The 15,798-nt window shown below is 55.7% G+C and carries 11 protein-coding genes; 2 read left to right on the top strand and 9 right to left on the bottom strand.

Going from position 1 to position 15,798, the window contains the following annotated elements:
• Positions 1–34: 34 nt before the first annotated feature.
• The 3 genes from GGR27_RS07755 to GGR27_RS07745 form a co-directional block, all read right to left on the bottom strand.
• Positions 35–1,624 carry a POTRA domain-containing protein gene (locus tag GGR27_RS07755; RefSeq protein WP_168036846.1) on the bottom strand — a complete coding sequence of 530 codons (1,590 nt, stop codon included), beginning with the start codon at positions 1,622–1,624 and terminating at the stop codon, positions 35–37.
• On the bottom strand, positions 1,621–2,517 hold the full coding sequence (locus GGR27_RS07750) for a DMT family transporter (protein ID WP_168036845.1): 897 nt from the start codon (positions 2,515–2,517) through the stop codon (positions 1,621–1,623). The genes GGR27_RS07755 and GGR27_RS07750 overlap by 4 nt, the downstream gene beginning before the upstream one ends.
• A 135-nt stretch (positions 2,518–2,652) precedes the next feature.
• The gene (locus GGR27_RS07745) at positions 2,653–3,678 is read right to left on the bottom strand and encodes an FAD:protein FMN transferase (protein WP_168036844.1); all 1,026 of its coding nucleotides are present in this window, start codon (positions 3,676–3,678) and stop codon (positions 2,653–2,655) included.
• A 471-nt stretch (positions 3,679–4,149) separates the two neighbouring features.
• On the opposite strand from GGR27_RS07745, the gene GGR27_RS07740 reads away from it, so the two are divergent.
• A complete protein-coding gene (locus tag GGR27_RS07740; protein ID WP_168036843.1) occupies positions 4,150–5,943 on the top strand; it encodes a glycoside hydrolase family 15 protein in 1,794 nt (597 codons plus the stop codon).
• A gap of 841 nt (positions 5,944–6,784) precedes the next feature.
• Here the strand turns inward: GGR27_RS07740 and GGR27_RS07735 are convergent.
• The 3 genes from GGR27_RS07735 to sppA all read right to left on the bottom strand — a co-directional run bounded on the left by GGR27_RS07735 (position 6,785) and on the right by sppA (position 11,091).
• Positions 6,785–8,611, bottom strand: coding sequence for an ABC transporter ATP-binding protein (locus GGR27_RS07735; protein ID WP_168036842.1), 1,827 nt, complete (start codon positions 8,609–8,611; stop codon positions 6,785–6,787).
• 164 nt (positions 8,612–8,775) lie between these two features.
• Positions 8,776–9,207, bottom strand: coding sequence for a DUF4293 domain-containing protein (locus GGR27_RS07730; protein WP_168036841.1), 432 nt, complete (start codon positions 9,205–9,207; stop codon positions 8,776–8,778).
• A gap of 96 nt (positions 9,208–9,303) precedes the next feature.
• On the bottom strand, positions 9,304–11,091 hold the full coding sequence (sppA, locus tag GGR27_RS07725) for a signal peptide peptidase SppA (RefSeq protein ID WP_168036840.1): 1,788 nt from the start codon (positions 11,089–11,091) through the stop codon (positions 9,304–9,306).
• A 187-nt stretch (positions 11,092–11,278) separates the two neighbouring features.
• Between sppA and GGR27_RS07720 the strand changes: the two genes are divergently transcribed.
• Complete coding sequence (locus GGR27_RS07720) at positions 11,279–12,568, top strand: S-adenosylmethionine:tRNA ribosyltransferase-isomerase (protein WP_168036839.1); 1,290 nt, start codon at positions 11,279–11,281, stop codon at positions 12,566–12,568.
• Between the two features lie 130 nt (positions 12,569–12,698).
• Here GGR27_RS07720 and GGR27_RS07715 read toward each other — a convergent pair whose 3' ends face one another.
• The 3 genes from GGR27_RS07715 to GGR27_RS07705 form a co-directional block, all read right to left on the bottom strand.
• On the bottom strand, positions 12,699–13,061 hold the full coding sequence (locus GGR27_RS07715) for a lipocalin-like domain-containing protein (protein ID WP_168036838.1): 363 nt from the start codon (positions 13,059–13,061) through the stop codon (positions 12,699–12,701).
• Between the two features lie 5 nt (positions 13,062–13,066).
• On the bottom strand, positions 13,067–14,473 hold the full coding sequence (gene nhaD, locus GGR27_RS07710) for a sodium:proton antiporter NhaD (RefSeq protein ID WP_168036837.1): 1,407 nt from the start codon (positions 14,471–14,473) through the stop codon (positions 13,067–13,069).
• 242 nt (positions 14,474–14,715) lie between these two features.
• Positions 14,716–15,798 (bottom strand): mannose-1-phosphate guanylyltransferase, encoded by a 1,083-nt coding sequence (locus tag GGR27_RS07705; RefSeq protein WP_245184490.1) that lies wholly within the window; start codon positions 15,796–15,798, stop codon positions 14,716–14,718.

Raw genomic sequence — 15,798 nt, 5'->3', positions numbered from 1 at the left:
CCCCACGGTGAAAAACGCAGCATGCTGAAGTGGGTTAAAAACTTAGCTGGAGGGCGATAAAAACGCCATCTTCACCCAGGTGATTTCGGTTATACTGAATACTACCCACCATATCGTAATACAGAACGGCATCCAGGCCCGCGCTCATTCCGGTCAGTAACCTGTTGGTCAGCGGATTAGCTTCCCCGACGAAAGGGGAGTTGGAAAAACCCTGATTGAACTGAACGGCGAAGAGTAAACGAATCGGCACGTACCGAAACGCGTCAATAAATGCGTACTTACCGAGGTCCAGTTTAGCCCGAAATATTTCCCGCCGAATGCCCGCCCGCCAGATGAGCATATCCAGTCCGTCCACGACGTAAAATTGATACCCCACCAGCCCGTTACTTCCGAAGCCAATGGCCCGGTTCTCCAGGAAAGGTTGCTGCGTGCGAATGAGGCTGTACTTAGCGGCCATACCGAAGTTGAGGGAATATTTATCGCTAAGGGGTAAAAACTTAGCGTAGGTGCCCCCCAGCGTCAAACCACTCCGTTCTCCCGTAATCCCCAGGCCTTCCTTTTCTACAGAACCGCTGATGAGGTAACCCGCCCAGGGGTAATTACGGACGTCGCGCTTGTCGGTCGAATAAAAGTAGGCCAGCCGCCCAAACTGCTGGCTATTCCGAGCGCCGCCGAAAAAGTCGGGGTTTAAGCTCCGCGCAATGGTGTCGGCAATGCTGGTATTGCGGTAGCCCAGTTCTATGCGGTGGGTGACAAAAAGTTCTTTTCGGTATCTCAACGATAGGTCGACGTTGGTGCGACGGAACACAAAGTTATCCTCCTCCGAATAGAATTTTTGCTGGTTGTCAACCGTCAGGTAATTCTGCTCGCGGCGGCGGCGGAAACTGTAACTGAGGCCGAGGCCGAGCGTGCCGGCGGCGTTGACGTAGGGGTGGTTATAGCTAAATTCGTATTCCCGCGTGTAGCCCGTCGTGAACCCTATTTTGAATTTGTCGCGGCGGCCGGTGAAGTTATAGTAAGTCAATTTCGCCCCGATGTCGACCCGGTCGAGGGAGGCGTTATTTTCGTTGAACCAGACGTTAAAATTGCGGTCCGCCAGGCCGAAGACCGGCACGGGGTACAGGTACCAAGTTTCCCGAATTTGTAGCACCAAAGCGACTTCATCGGCGCTCAGGGTATCGATCGCAATTTCGACGCTCGCAAAGAGGCCGGTATTCATTAACGTGTTGTAGCTTAAATCTACCCGCTCCCGTAGGTCGGCGGACGGAACGCGGGCGCCGCGTTTGAGGCCCATCTCCCGGACGATAACGCGGTCGCGGGTCCGCTTGTGGCCCTCCATAAATACGTCGACGATCGTGACCGAGTCGGCGAGCGGTGTTGTTTTAGTCGCTGTCGCTGTCGCCGGGCTAGTATCCCGTAGGGTCCGGAGTATTTTGGGCCGGTCATCCTCCACGGGCGTGGCTTCCGTACCCTGCCCCCTTAAGCCTGACGGCTGGCTCGCCGCAAGCAGTAATAATAAAGTTAGAAGGTAATCTATCCGCATCGTCGCAATAACGGAATAAGCCACGACAATCACGTGCCGGCCGGCCGGTTCGGTAACCTTACGGACGCACTCCCCCATCATCGTTTACTTAACCAAACGCCCACGAGGACGAGCGCGACCGCCGGCAGCTGCCAGTAGCTCAGGGCTTCGCCGTCCAGCAAACCCCAAGAGAGGGCCACCAGCGGGATGATGTAACTCACCGTGCTCGCGAACACCGCCCCGGTCCGTTGCACCATCCGGAAAAACACTACGCTCGACAGCACGGTACTGAATACCGCCAGAAACGCTACGTACCCCAGCGCCCACCAGCCCGCCCCGTCGGCCGTGCTCAACACCACGTCCAACACGGCACCCGCGCTCAGCGCCCAAATCAACGCCGGCGTCCCCACCAGCACAAAACTGGTGACCGTAATCGTCAGCGCCGACGTTTCTTTGAAGTAAGCACCGACGAGGTTGGAACTGATGGCGTAGCAGAAACAGGCCATTAAAATAAAGCCCGTGTAAAGAAAACGGGTGGTCTGCCCCGTCACCCCGGGTGCCGCCCACGCCAGCAGAATCGCGCCGCAAAGCCCCACCAGCACACCCGCCAGTTGCCGATTACTACCCTCGCGGCTACCAAAAATGAAGTACGCGACGATGAAGGTGCACAGCGGCGTGAGGCTACTCAGCATACCCGTCAGGCTGCTGCTGAGCTCGGTCTGCGCAAAGGGGAAAAGGAAAGACGGCAGGCCCGTCCCGGTAATGCCGATGACGATGAGCAACGGTACCTGCGACCAGCTAATTTTGCGTAAGTGAACGACCGCGAACGGTAACAGGGCAAGCGCCGAAATGCCCAGGCGCAGCGTCGCCACCTGGGCCGGGGTAAATACTTCCAGGCCCCGTTTGATGAGGATATAACTCGTCCCCCAAATCAGGCTGAGGGCAACGAGGGTCAGGTAATCGATGAGCTGGGGGCTGCTACGTTTTTGAATCACGCGGCGAAGGTAAGGCGCGGGAAATACGCAGTTCACGAATTGACCTTACGCTTTTTTTCATCACAGAAAACAGCGCAGAACTAATTGATCCCTTGAGATTCGTTACAATTGCTTTTGGCCCGAAGTGATCATGCATCAGAGGCCGCTACTCTTCAGCGTAACCAGTGTCCCGTCGTCACCGCGGGTCAAAAAGTAGCCTTCCATTTCCGGGCGCGCCTCAATTAACCGCAAGGCTTTTTCCGGGCCAAGCACCATACAGGCCGTGGCGTAGGCGTCCGCCGTAGCGCAATCGGGCGCCAGGACGGAGGCGCTCAGGAGCGTATTCCGTTCAACCATCCCCGTTTTCGGATTAATGGTGTGGCTGTAGGTTTCGCCATCGACTTTGTAATAATTTAAATAATTGCCCGAGGTCGCGAGTGCCCGACCGTTCATCAGCGGCAGCGTACCGGCGCTGGCAATTTTTGTTTTGTCCTCGTCGGGCAGGCGAATGGCCACGTTCCAGGCCGCGCCGTCCTTCGTACCGCCGCCGCGCATTTCGCCGCCGATGTCCACGAGGTGGTTCGGGCGGCCGCGCGCGCTCATTAATTCGGACACCAGGTCCACGCCGTAACCCTTCGCGCTGGCGCTCACGTCGAGCTGCACGCCAGGTATTTTTTTCGTTAGCCGCTCACCCTTTAGTTCGATATTTTCTAATCCGACGAGCGTGCGCAAACGCGCTATTTCGGCTACGTCGTAATCGGTCGAAGTGCGTCGCTCCCCCGCCCCGAAGCCCCAGTAATTAACGAGTGGCGCCACGGTCGGGTCGTAGGCGCCGTCCGTTTCCCGGCTAATTTTTATGGCTAGTTCGAGGTTCGGAATAAAGTGCTGCGTACCACGCAGGTCAACCCCGGAATCACGTTCGTTGAACTGGCTAAGCTTGCTTTCCGGCACCCAGGCGGATAGCTCCAGGTTGTAAGCGTCCAGTAAACTATCCACACTGCCGGTCAGAAAGGGAATGCTGTCGCCCAGGTAAGTGATGCGGTAGTAGGACCCCATGGCTTGCCCGCTTATTTCGTGGCGTTGCCCGGTGGCCCCGCGCGATCCCGTTTCGTTGGTTTGGGCGCGGTCGCAGGTGCAGAGTAAGCAGGTAAGGAGCAGAAAGGTGGGGCCTAGTCTAATCATGCGGTAAAATTACGTCCCGCCGGTTAAGTAAGAAACCGGGCTACCAATCCACAAAAAAGCGCGGTCCGGGAGTATAATCCGGACCGCGCGGTAAAACACACACTATTAAAACCCAAATTCTTGTGGCGGTCGCCCTATTTGTGGGCAGCGCCCACCGCTCAGCTTTTCATTGCTCACGGCCCGCAGGCGCATCTGCGTAAACCGGTATTCTCGTTACCCATTATTTTACTGGGTTAGAAATTATCGACCTGCATAGTTAGCTAATTGCCTGAAAGACACTACTGTAACCACTACCCCCTACTTAATATGCTTAAGGAAAGGTTATCTGCCGGCGGTACGCGTTAAAAGACGTTAAGCCCGGCCGAGGTGAATTACGAAACCCGGGGGCCACCCTGCCGTTAGGGCTCTGTACGTACGAAAGGAATTTTGCCCTCCCACGTCGTGTCCGCTAATTACAACACCCCCCGCATTATGGCTTATACCCCCATTGAAGACCACGCCGTAATCGGTAATCTCCACACGCTCGCCCTGGTCAATTTATCCGGCTCGATTGATTTCCTCTGTCTCCCCCGGTTCGATTCACCTTCCGTATTCGGAAAAATCCTGGACGACAAAAAGGGTGGCTGCTTTACGTTCTTCTGCGAAGACGAAGACATTCGCTACAAACAACTTTACCTACCCGGCACCAACATCCTGCTCACCCGCTACCTGAGTAAAACCGGTATCGCCGAGGTGACGGACTTTATGCCCATCGCAAACGCGGAGCAGGATTTTGCCATCTACCGCCGGCTGAAGGGCGTTTACGGCGACCACCAAATTCGGGTAGACATCAAACCGCGCTTCGACTACGCGCGCCAGACGTGCCGGGTGGAGAAACGACCGGACGGCACGGGCTACCTGATGCACGACCCCGCGGGCGAGCAGCCGACCCTATTACTCCTCACCTCCGCCGACCTGGAGATCAAGGAAGACGGCCTCGAAGGCATGATCTCCTTACGGCACGGGGAGAACATGGATTTTCTCCTCACGCTGGCGGAAGGCGAACGGCACGAACCTGATTTCATGCCGGCCTTCAAAAAATGTCGGGACTTCTGGTCGAGCTGGTCGAGCCGCTGCAATTACGATGGCCCGTGGAAGGAAGAAGTATTACGGTCCGTCCTGACGCTTAAGCTGCTCACCTCAAAACGCTTCGGCAGTACCGTTGCGGCGGGGACGTTCGGCCTCCCGGAAACAATCGGTGGCGAACGCAACTGGGATTACCGCTATACGTGGATCCGTGACTCCGCCTTCACCATGTACGCCTTTCTGCGGCTGGGCTATACCGAAGAGGCGGAAGCCTTTATGGTTTGGATTCAGGATAAGTGTATGGACAGCCTCCAACTTATGTACGGCGTCGACGGCCGGAAGGACCTGGAAGAAATTAGCCTGGACCACCTCGAGGGGTACAAGCAGAGCCAACCCGTCCGAATCGGCAACGGTGCCTACGACCAGACGCAGATGGACATCTATGGTGAACTCATCGATACGATTTACCTCTACAACGAGTCCGGCGGCAGCATTACCCGTGAGTTCTGGGGTGAGATATCCGTGATGGTGGACTTCGTCATCGAGAACTGGCGGACCAAGGACCACGGCATCTGGGAAGTCCGCAGTGGCAAACAGCGCTTTCTTCACTCGACCGTCTGTTGCTGGGTCGCGCTCGACCGGGCGATGACGATCGGCGACGACCGCTCCCTGCCCTACCCACTGGAAAAGTGGCGCACGGTGCGGGACGAGATTTACGAGGAGATTTACGACGGGTTCTGGAATGAAGATCTGCAGGCTTACCCCCAGTTTCTCGGCAGTGAAACACTGGATGCGAGCGCGCTACTGATGCCGCTGTTGCGCTTCGTATCCAGCAAGGAGCCCCGCTGGCTGAAGACATTCGAGCAAATAGAAAAGAAGCTCACGGCGGACGTACTGGTCTTTAGGTATAAGCAAGAGGACGGGGCTACGGACGGGCTCGAAGGGGAAGAGAGCTCTTTTACCATTTGCTCTTTCTGGTACGCTGAGTGCCTGGCCCGTATCGGACGGATAGACGAGGCGACGATCGTTATGCAAAAACTGCTCGGCTACGGAAACCACGTTGGCTTGTTCAGCGAGGAAATAGGTATCCACGGCGAGCAGCTCGGTAACTTCCCCCAGGCCTTTTCCCACCTGTCCCTGATCTCCGCCGCCTTTCAAATTGATAAGCAAACGCGAAACACGAATGCCTGCGCACGCTAGTACCGATGTTGCACGTAAAAAACCCCTTCCTAATATATTTGGGAAGGGGTGAAAACAACACTTGAACAAACAAATTTTTTAGTGGCGTCGGATCAACCGCCTGGTCACGTACCGCAAGCATTGGCAAGTTAAAATGTGAGCTGCGACAAGTCTTGCTGGTAGCTAACGCACCCGTAGTGTCGTTGGTACGGAGTTTGACCAGTAATCATCGATGGAACGTAGAATTTACGCAGACCATACAATTTACCGTTTCAATACGGAGTGTAGCATAATGTTCCGCATAATGCGCAAATATCTACTATTCTACGCTAATCCGTTAGCATATCTTTAGGTAATTCTCCACACTACTGGACATTTTCAAATTGGACGCTTGGAGGACTCGAAACCCTTCGCTACGCTTTAGTTTCGAGACGCTCCAAGGTTCTAAAATTCTACTTGAGGACCTTGGAGCGTCCTCTGCCGTGAAGCCGAAGGCGAAATTGTTGAGGTCCTCCAAGCGTCCGGGGAAAATGTCCTGTAGTATGGTAATTCTCCCAACGGTTGAATAATTCGAAGTTTGCTCTGCACGCTCATCTTATGTGTCTGTACGCGCGGCGTAGGCCAAATAATCTATACCAATTCACGACGGAACAATTAGTGCTCAGCGCTACGAATCTGCAATCCAAACCCGTTAATTCTCTTAAACTGACCAAAAGTAATCAGTATAACTTAAGATGGATGACGACAAACCCGACGATCTTAGTGTAAGTACACAAAATGTAAGTTAATGTTGCTAATCAGCTTCCTTATTTTACGAATTAACTTTAATTATTCCCTAAGCTATATTTTAGGGCGACTAACGTTACTGGTACCCCCGCGCCTGCAACTTAAATAGTTCGGCGTAGCGGCCGTCCTTCAGCATGAGTTCTTCGTGCGTTCCCAACTCCAGTAGTCGACCGTACTCCAGAAAAAGAATTGTATCCGCCATGCGTACGGTAGAAAAACGGTGGCTGATGATGACGGCGGCTTTTCCTTCGATGAGTTCGGTGAAACGTTCGAAAACTTCGAATTCCGCCCGGGCATCAAGCGCGCTGGTGGGTTCGTCGAGGATGAGTAGCGAAGCGTCGCGCATGTAGGCACGCGCGAGTGCTACTTTTTGCCACTGCCCACCACTCAGGTCCATCGCGCCGGCAAAGCGACGCCCCAGAAGTTGGTCGTATTTGCCCGGCAGGCTCTCTACGACCTCGGCGGCCAATGATTTCGTCGCGCTGTCTTCAATTCGGTCCTGCTGGTCGATCTCCTCAATCCGGCCCACGGCGATGTTCTCACGCGCGCTGAGTTGGTAGCGGAAAAAGTCCTGAAAGATCACCCCCACGTGGTCGCGCAGTTCGTTCAGGCGGTAGTCCTTCAAATCTTTACCATCCAGTAAGATGCGCCCTTCGGTTGGTTCGTACAGGCGAGCCAGTAATTTCACCAACGTCGTTTTTCCCGCACCGTTTTCCCCTACGAGGGCGAGCTTTGTCCCCATTGGTAGCTCGAAGGACAAGTTCTGGATCGCAAATTTTTCCGCGCCCGGGTATTTAAAGCTGACGTTCTCGAACACCCACCCCGCGACTACTTTTTCCGGAAAAGGCAACGCGCCCTTCCGATCCCTGATGCCAGGCTCGATGCGGAAAAAGTCGAAGAGGTCCTGCAGGTACAGCGCGTTTTCACCGATCGTCGCCACCCGCGATAGAATCGTTCGTAAGCCCTGCTGCATCCGCCGGAAGGCGCCCGCGAGAAAGGTCAGCGTACCCACGGATATTTGGCCGCTGATGGCCTGCATGATGATCAGGACGTAAGCGCCGTAATAAGTAAGCGAACTGATCGCACTGAAAAAAGCGCCCCACCCCGCCCGGCGCACGGCCAACTTGCGGTTGGCGAAGTAGTACTTCATCGACAGCATATCGAAGCGGTCCGTGATGAAGTCAGCCAGGCCGAAGATCTTAACCTCTTTGGCCGTGATGTCGCTTGCGCCCAGGTAACGGAGGTAATCCAATTCCCGTCGCTCCGGCGTCCAACTACGGGTCAGGCTGTATTTCTGTTGGTTAAAGTAGTTCTCCTGGATGAAGCTGGGAATGACCGCTACGACTAACAAGACAATTAACCACGGGCTGTACGTGACCACGGTCACACCCAGCACGATGATGGTGATGATGCTCTGAAACTGCGCGAGTAGTTGCGACATTAGGGTCGAGCGGCCGTTGGTTTGCCGGCGCGCGCGTTCCATCTTGTCGTAAAATTCGGCGTCTTCGAACTGGTACAGGTCGAGCGTGGCGGCGTGGCGCATGATGTCCACGCTGGTTTTGTTACTGATTAGGTCCGTCAGCAGGCCGTCCACGAGCGTGGTGGCGCGGGAGAGGAGGTCGGAACTCAGGCCCAGGACGAATTCGAGGGCGACGACTTTCCACAGAAAGTCTACGTCACCACCACCGTCAAGTAGCAGGATCACCTCATCGATGATCAGTTTACCGATGTACAGTATGGCCGTCGGTAACGCCGCCTGCAGCACGCGCAGCACGATGTTGGCGATGGTGAGTTTCGAGCTCGCGGCCCAGATTAATCGGAGAAAGGGGGGGATGTTCTTGAGCGCCGCCAACTGGTCGCGCCAGCTGGGGGCTTCTTCGGTGCCGCCGCGCGGTTTTGCCATGCCACGTAAAGCCCACTGGTGGTGGAAAAGTTTTTGGCGGTATTAGTGCGCCCCGGTAGCCATCGGAATGGGTGCAATATTGGGGATGCGCAGGCGTAAAGTATTTAGGGCCAAGCCCCGCTGCTCCTTAAGTAAATGCTTTGCGTCTACGACCGCGCCCACTATTACCGCAGGCGATCGGCGCTACGCACCAGTTTCTCGTCCTTTTTGATATTATTGCGCGCCAGCCAGCCGAAAATGATGGCCAACAGTGGTAAAATCAGGCCAAAGTCAGGCGTCGCACTACCCGCCGCGACGTCCGTAAAAAAGCGGAAGGCCCCGTAGCCCGCACCCAAAACGACCAGCAGAATAGCCACTAAACTCAGCGTCATTTGTAGCTTGCGGTTATTAAAAAGAAATATATTCACCAGCAAAAGCACTCCAGCTAAGCCAAAGAGCACCAGCAAAATCGGATCGTCAAACAAGGTAAATTGAGCATCGGCAAACAGACTACTGGTTTCCATCGGCGCTGGCGTATCGGCCACGTCGGTGAAGAAGAGCACGAAGCAAAGAACGGCACCGAGGAAGAGAAAAATAGATTGAATTCGCTGGATCATATCACACAGTTTTAAGCGCCGGCAAAGGTAATAAGCCAGCAAGGGAACCCAAGCTTGTTGCTGGATTCCCTTGCTAATAGATTATGAATGGATTGACTAGAAGTTGATCACCACCGGTAGGCGACACTGCGCTTTGTTGACTTTCGTCATCTCCCGCAGCAGCTCGAAGTGGCGGTAGTTATCCTCCCCGAGTTGCTCGCGGACGATCGACGCGCCGGCCATCGTGGGCATGGCATCCTCGCCCAGGTAGGTTTCGATAATCTGCTCCAGCGGCGTTTTCATCTTCGGGTACTGACCGACGCTCACGTCGTCTAAATCAATGCCCGCCAGGCCAGCCGCGGAAGCGATCGCGTCGTCGAGCCCGCCGAGGCGGTCGACCAGGCCAATTTCAAGCGCCCGCTGACCGGTATACACCCGGCCACCGGCCAGAATGCGTACTTGTTCCTTGGTGAGGTTCGCCCGGCCATCGGCTACCCGGTCCAGAAAAGTTTCGTAGATCATGGCCGTGCGGTCCTTGAGCACATCCTTTGCGCCTTCACTCAGGGGGCGGAAGGGACTAAAGGCGTTGGCGTACCGAGCAGTATTGACCGTATCGAAGTTGATGCCGATCTTCTCGTTCATCAACTCGTCCACCATCGGAAACAGCATGAAAACACCGATGGAACCGGTAATCGTGGAAGGCTCGGCAAAAATAGAATCCGCACCGGCGGCGATGTAGTAGCCCCCGCTGGCCGCGTAGGTACCCATGCTGACGACGAGGGGTTTACCCGTGTCCTTGAATTTTTCGAAGGCGTACCAAATGTTTTCCGAGCTACTGGCGCTGCCACCGCCACTGTTGACCCGAAGGACTACGGCCTTCACGTCATCATCTTCGGCTAACTTATCGATTTCCTTCACGAGATTTTTGTCCCCGATCGAGCCCGGGTCGGCTTTACCATCAACGATGCTGCCCTCCGCGAACAGCACGGCAACTTCGTCGCCACCGCCCCGGAGTAGTTTGAGGCGGGCGGAAAAGTAGTCGTCGACGGAAAGCCCCTTGATCTTGTCGTCGGATTCGAGCCCAAGTAAGGTCCGCAACCGCGTGTCCACTTCGTTGCGGCGGTAAACGCCATCGATGAGCCCGGCGTCGACGGCGGCCTGGTCCTTCCAACCGGTGAGGTTGTTGGCAAAACCCCGGACGGTGGCGGGAGTGAGGTTGCGGGAGATCGCGACGTCTTCCGCCATCATGTTCCACAGGCCGGTGAGGTACTCCCGCGTCTGTAAGCGGTTGGAGTCACTAATCTCCGTCAGGCGGAAGGGCTCCGTAGCGCTTTTAAAGTTGCCGGCGTAAAAGATCTCGAAGCGGACGCCGACCTTATCGAGCATGTTTTTGTAGAAAGGGATATCGGCACCCAGGCCGCGAAAATCAACCACGCCGAGCGGGCCGACGTAAACTTCGTCGGCGGCGCTGGCCAGGTAGTAGGCGTTCTGGTCGTAGACGGGTGCGTAACTGACCACGAATTTACCGTTCTCCCGAAAGTCCACCAGGGCCTCGCGGATTAGCCGCAGCTTAGTAAATCCACCCACCTGGCTCATGCTGTTCAGGTAGATGCCCTTGATGTCGTCGTCGTTTTTGGCGTTCTCGATCGCGCGCACGACGTCGTGTACACCGAGCGGGCCGATGCCTTCCAGGTCGAACTCGAACCCGTCGACGGGCAAGTTCCCCGTCAGTTCCGGTAATTTTGTGAGGTCGAGTTTGAGGATGGAGTTGGTTTCAACGTCCGGTTTATCGTCTCCGGAACTCGCCAGGCCGGCAACGGCGGAAAAGCCGATGAACCCCAAAACACCGAGGGCGAGTAAAGTACCCAGGCAGGAACCGAAAAGAATCTTAAAGAAATTGGACATACGGACGCAGTTTAAACGTGGCGATAAAGGAACGATACACGGGGCGGTTCGGTTCCGGTTTTCGATGAATGGCCCGTATTCATCGAACAACGTAACGGATCAAGTCAAATTGAAGCCACGGTGGCAACATTTCACACAAAATCAACTCGGTCCTTTGAACTACTATATTTGCGGCCAATTCAGCCCCATGCCCGACTCCGCCCACGATATTTCCGTAGACACCTTCGATTACGACCTTCCGGACGACCGCATCGCCCGTCATCCTGCGGCTCGGCGGGACGCGGCTAAACAACTGCGCTGGCACGGCCCTGGCAGACCAATTGAAGTCCACGAGTTTCAGGACCTTCCGGATCATCTGCCGCCGGGGACATTACTCATTGGCAACAAGACCCGCGTCATTCACGCACGGCTGTTTTTCCCTTTAGCCGAGGGCAAGCGGGCTATCGAAATCTTCTGTCTCGACCCATTGGAGCCGGCGGATCACGCGCAGAATTTAGGGGCGAGGACGCGGGTGCAATGGACGTGCCTGATCGGCGGCAATCGGCGTTGGAAGCGGGGGAGTTTATCCCTGACCGTCCCGCTTTCCGGCGGCACGGCTACGTTGGAAGCAGAGCGGTCGGGGCGTAGCGACGCTACTTTTACCGTTGCCTTCAGCTTTATTAGCGACGTACCCGACCTTACTTTTGGTGAGGTACTGGAAGCAGCCGGCACGCTACCCCTCCCACCTTACCTGGGCCGGGAGACGGAGGCCGAGGACGAGGATCGTTACCAAACCGTCTTCGCCCAAGTTGCCGGCTCCGTTGCCGCCCCTACGGCTGGTTTACACTTTACTCCGGAAGTAATGGCTGGGCTAGCTCGAAAAGACATTGAATGGGCGGAAGTACTTCTACACGTCGGTGCCGGGACCTTTCGGCCCGTCTCCTCCCCCACCCTCGGCGGCCACGACATGCACCGGGAGACCTTTTCGGTCAGTAGAGACTTCGTGGCAAAATTGGTCGCTAAGCACTTAAACTCGGGAACGGTGGTGAGCGTGGGGACGACTACCCTACGGTGCCTGGAAAGTCTGCATTGTTTGGGTGCGGATTTGCTTCTTAATCGACGACGGGTGGAAGACCGGCCCTTCGCGGTGGGGCAGTGGGCGTTCGAGGACCGGGAAGTTCGGGAAATGCCGGCAACTGCGAGCTTAGCGGCGCTACTGGCGATGATGGAAGACCAAAACCTCAAGTATTTAAACGGACACACGGAGATTCTACTTTCCCCCGTTTCGGGTGTCCGTACGGTAGACGGATTGATCACCAATTTTCACCAACCTAAGTCTACGCTGCTGTTACTAATCGCGGCGATTGTCAGCGACCGGTGGCGGGAGATTTACTCATATGCCTTGGGACATAACTTTCGATTCTTGAGCTATGGGGATAGTAGCTTGTTGTGGCGATCCGCGGGGGAAGGGCTTCCGGAGGAAGGGGAAGAGGTATAGGAAGAAAAAAGAAGTTTCCGGGCAGTCAAAAAAGAGGACCTTAGGCAGGATACGCTACTTCTACTTGGATATACTTTACACCTGCGGCGCGTAGCTAATCCCGTACTTGGTCAGGGCGACCGCGCAAATACTATTCACGCAACAGGAGAACCTTTCGCTCCGCCGAGTCCGCTTTCATGCGTAATAAGAGACTGTCCTGACGCAGCAAATCAACGGCAACGACGTACTGCGTGGCTTCCTGGCCAGTCGTGTCCTGGGCGTAGAGGTAGCCGTTTTCGTAGCGCCACGTGCCTGCCTCGCGGTAGTTGAGCGTGGACCGGTAGGCATACCGATTATCGGAGTGAAACTCGAAGCTTATTTCACCGGGGTCGAGTTGTAAGCTGTCCCCGTTTTCGCGAACGTCGACCGCCCGCCAGCTGCCCAACAGGGATGGTGAATCCGGCTGGCAGGCGGTCAGCAACAGGCAACTGCAGAAGAATAAGAAGACGCGCAAGGTCACTACTTCAGGTACGTTTCGATGACCATGAACACGGCGGCACCGGCGGCGAAACCAACGAAGGCGAGCCAGGCAATCTTTTTGAGGTACCAGATGAAATCGATCTTCTCCATTCCCATGGCGGCAACGCCGGCGGCAGAACCGATGATGAGCATCGAACCGCCCGTACCGGCCGAGTATGCGATGAAGTGCCAGAGGGTATCGTCGATGGCGTAGTTGTCCAGGCTGTACATACCCATCGAAGCGGCCACGAGCGGCACGTTGTCGATGATGGCGGAAAGGAACCCGAGGATGAAGATTACCCAGTTCTGGTTCGGAATGGCGTCCTGCAGTACTTCGGCCATGGCGCGTAGGGCACCAACATTACCGATCGCGATCGTCTCCAACGCCGCGACGGCCATCAAAATTCCGAGGAAAAAGAGAATGGAGGACATCTCGATCCGACTCAGCGCCCGGTGGGCGGAGTAAGTTGCTTTGCGCTCTTCCGTAAAGTTTTCTTCCGGGTGGATGTACTCAGAAACTAACCACACGACACCGAGGCTAAGCATCATGCCGAGGTAAGGGGGCAGGTGGGTTACTACTTTGAAGATCGGGACGAAGACGATCATTCCCAAACCTAGAAACAGCATCGTTTTGCTGGAGAGCAGTCGCTCTTCCGTTTCCGGGACGCCTTCGTCCGACTCAAGCTCCGGCGTCATAATATCTCCTTTAAAGGCCTTCATCGAAGTGGTAGCGATTACGAAGGGGACAATAAAACAGACCAGGGAAGGAACGATCAGGTATTCCATCAGTCCACCGGTGCTCACGCGCTGACCGATCCAGAGCATCGTCGTGGTCACGTCACCGATCGGCGACCAGGCGCCACCGGCGTTGGCGGCAATGACGATGAGGGCTACGTACCAGAGCCGCGTTTCGCGGTCCGGGACGAGCTTCCGCAGGAGCGTCACCAGTACGATCGTGGCCGTCAGGTTGTCAATAATGGCGGAAAGAATAAACCCAAGGATGCCGACGATCCAGAGCAGTTTACTTTTGGAACGGGTGTTGATGTAGCCCTTGAGAATGTCGAAGCCCCGGTGCAGGTCCACAATTTCGACAATGGTCATGGCGCCGATCAGGAAGATCAGGATTTCGGCCGTTTTGCCGAGGTGGTGCAAGAGATTGGCCATGAACCCCTCTTCCGCTTCTTCGAAGGCAGCGCCGTCGTGGAGCAACATGTCGGCACCTTTGAACAAGTGCTCGTGGCCGTCGACGATGTCGAGCGCGCCATTGTGGAAGCCAAGGCTAATTAGCGCCCAACAGACGGCGCCCATCAGTAGCGCGGGAACAGTTTTATCGAGGCGGAGCGGGTGCTCGAAAACGATGGCGATATATCCGATTACGAAACAGGCAATTACGGCGTATAGTAACATGCGGGGAAGGATAGCATTAGCCGTTGACCAGGGGCAGGGGAGCCTGAAATCAGGCGCCGAGTTAGCGTCAACGGCTGGGTGGAAAATTAGATCGACCGGTTCAAAATCGTAATACGCCGCCGGGCAGCGTAAATTTAAGCCGTCGCACCCCACCTAGACCACCATTAGTGACCGGATCGGGATGCGACGGCAATAAACAAACTTTAACCTTAGCGAAGTTAATTCCGCCCCGTTTATTTCTTCTAAACGTAGCGCTCCCCAAACTTTTCTCCCGCCCGGCTGCGCAGCTGCTTGATCTCTTGTTCGCGGCTGCGGGGGTAGATGACCAGCACGTCTCCTTCGTCGATCACGAGCAAGTCATCGACGCCACCGACAACGATCAGTTTGTCCTTGGGGCCGCGGATGTACGTGTTGTGTACGTCGTCGATCACTACCTTCTCGGCGTGGATTACGTTGCCGGCATCGTCCTTCGGGCTCTCTCCGTAAAGCGCACCCCAGGCACCGAGATCGGACCAACCGAACTGGGCGGGGATGGTGAAAATGTTCTTGGCGCTTTCCATGATGGCATAGTCAACAGAGATGCTCGGCGTCTGGGGGTAGAACTCATCGATGAAACCCTGTTCCTTGTCCGTATTATAGCAACTCATGCCCTGGGAAAGCAGCGCGTAGATTTCTTCGGCGTGTTGCTCGTAGGCTTTCAGGACGGTTTCGGCGCGCCAGACGAAAATACCGGCGTTCCAGAGGTAATCACCACTTTTCAGAAATGATTTCGCGTCCTTCAGGTCGGGCTTTTCGGTGAAGCGCTGGACGGGGTAAATACCATCAGCGCCACCCTCCCCGAGAAACTGAATGTAGCCGTAGCCGGTGTGGGGCTCGTCCGGGGCGATTCCGAGCGTTAAGAGTGCATCGTTTTCGGCCGTGTACTTCAGTGCCTTGTTGATATTATCGGCGAACAGCATTTCGTTCATGATCAGCGCATCCGACGGGGCGATGACCATATTGGCCTCGGGGTCGATGGCCCGCAATTTGAAGGCAGTGTAGGCAACGCAGGGGCCGGTATTGTTCCTGCTGGGTTCACACAGAATCTGGTTCTCGGTGATTTCCGGCAGGTGCTCCAGGACTTGCTGCTGGTACTTTCCGTTCGTGACGATAAAAATTTTGTCGGCAGAAGTGACCTTGAGGAAGCGTTCGAAGGTAATGCGGAGCAAGCTGCGCCCGTCACCGGTGATGTCCAGAAACTGCTTGGGCTTAGCTTCCCGGCTGGCTGGCCAGAAGCGGGAGCCGACGCCACCGGCCATGATGGCTACGTAGGTGTGTTCGTTCAT

The sequence above is a fragment of the Neolewinella antarctica genome (genome assembly GCF_011927835.1).
In the GTDB taxonomy this organism is placed as follows: Bacteria; Bacteroidota; Bacteroidia; order Chitinophagales; family Saprospiraceae; genus Neolewinella; species Neolewinella antarctica.
Note: the sequence above shows the minus strand (reverse complement) of the source record. Positions and strands in the feature narration are given on the sequence as shown.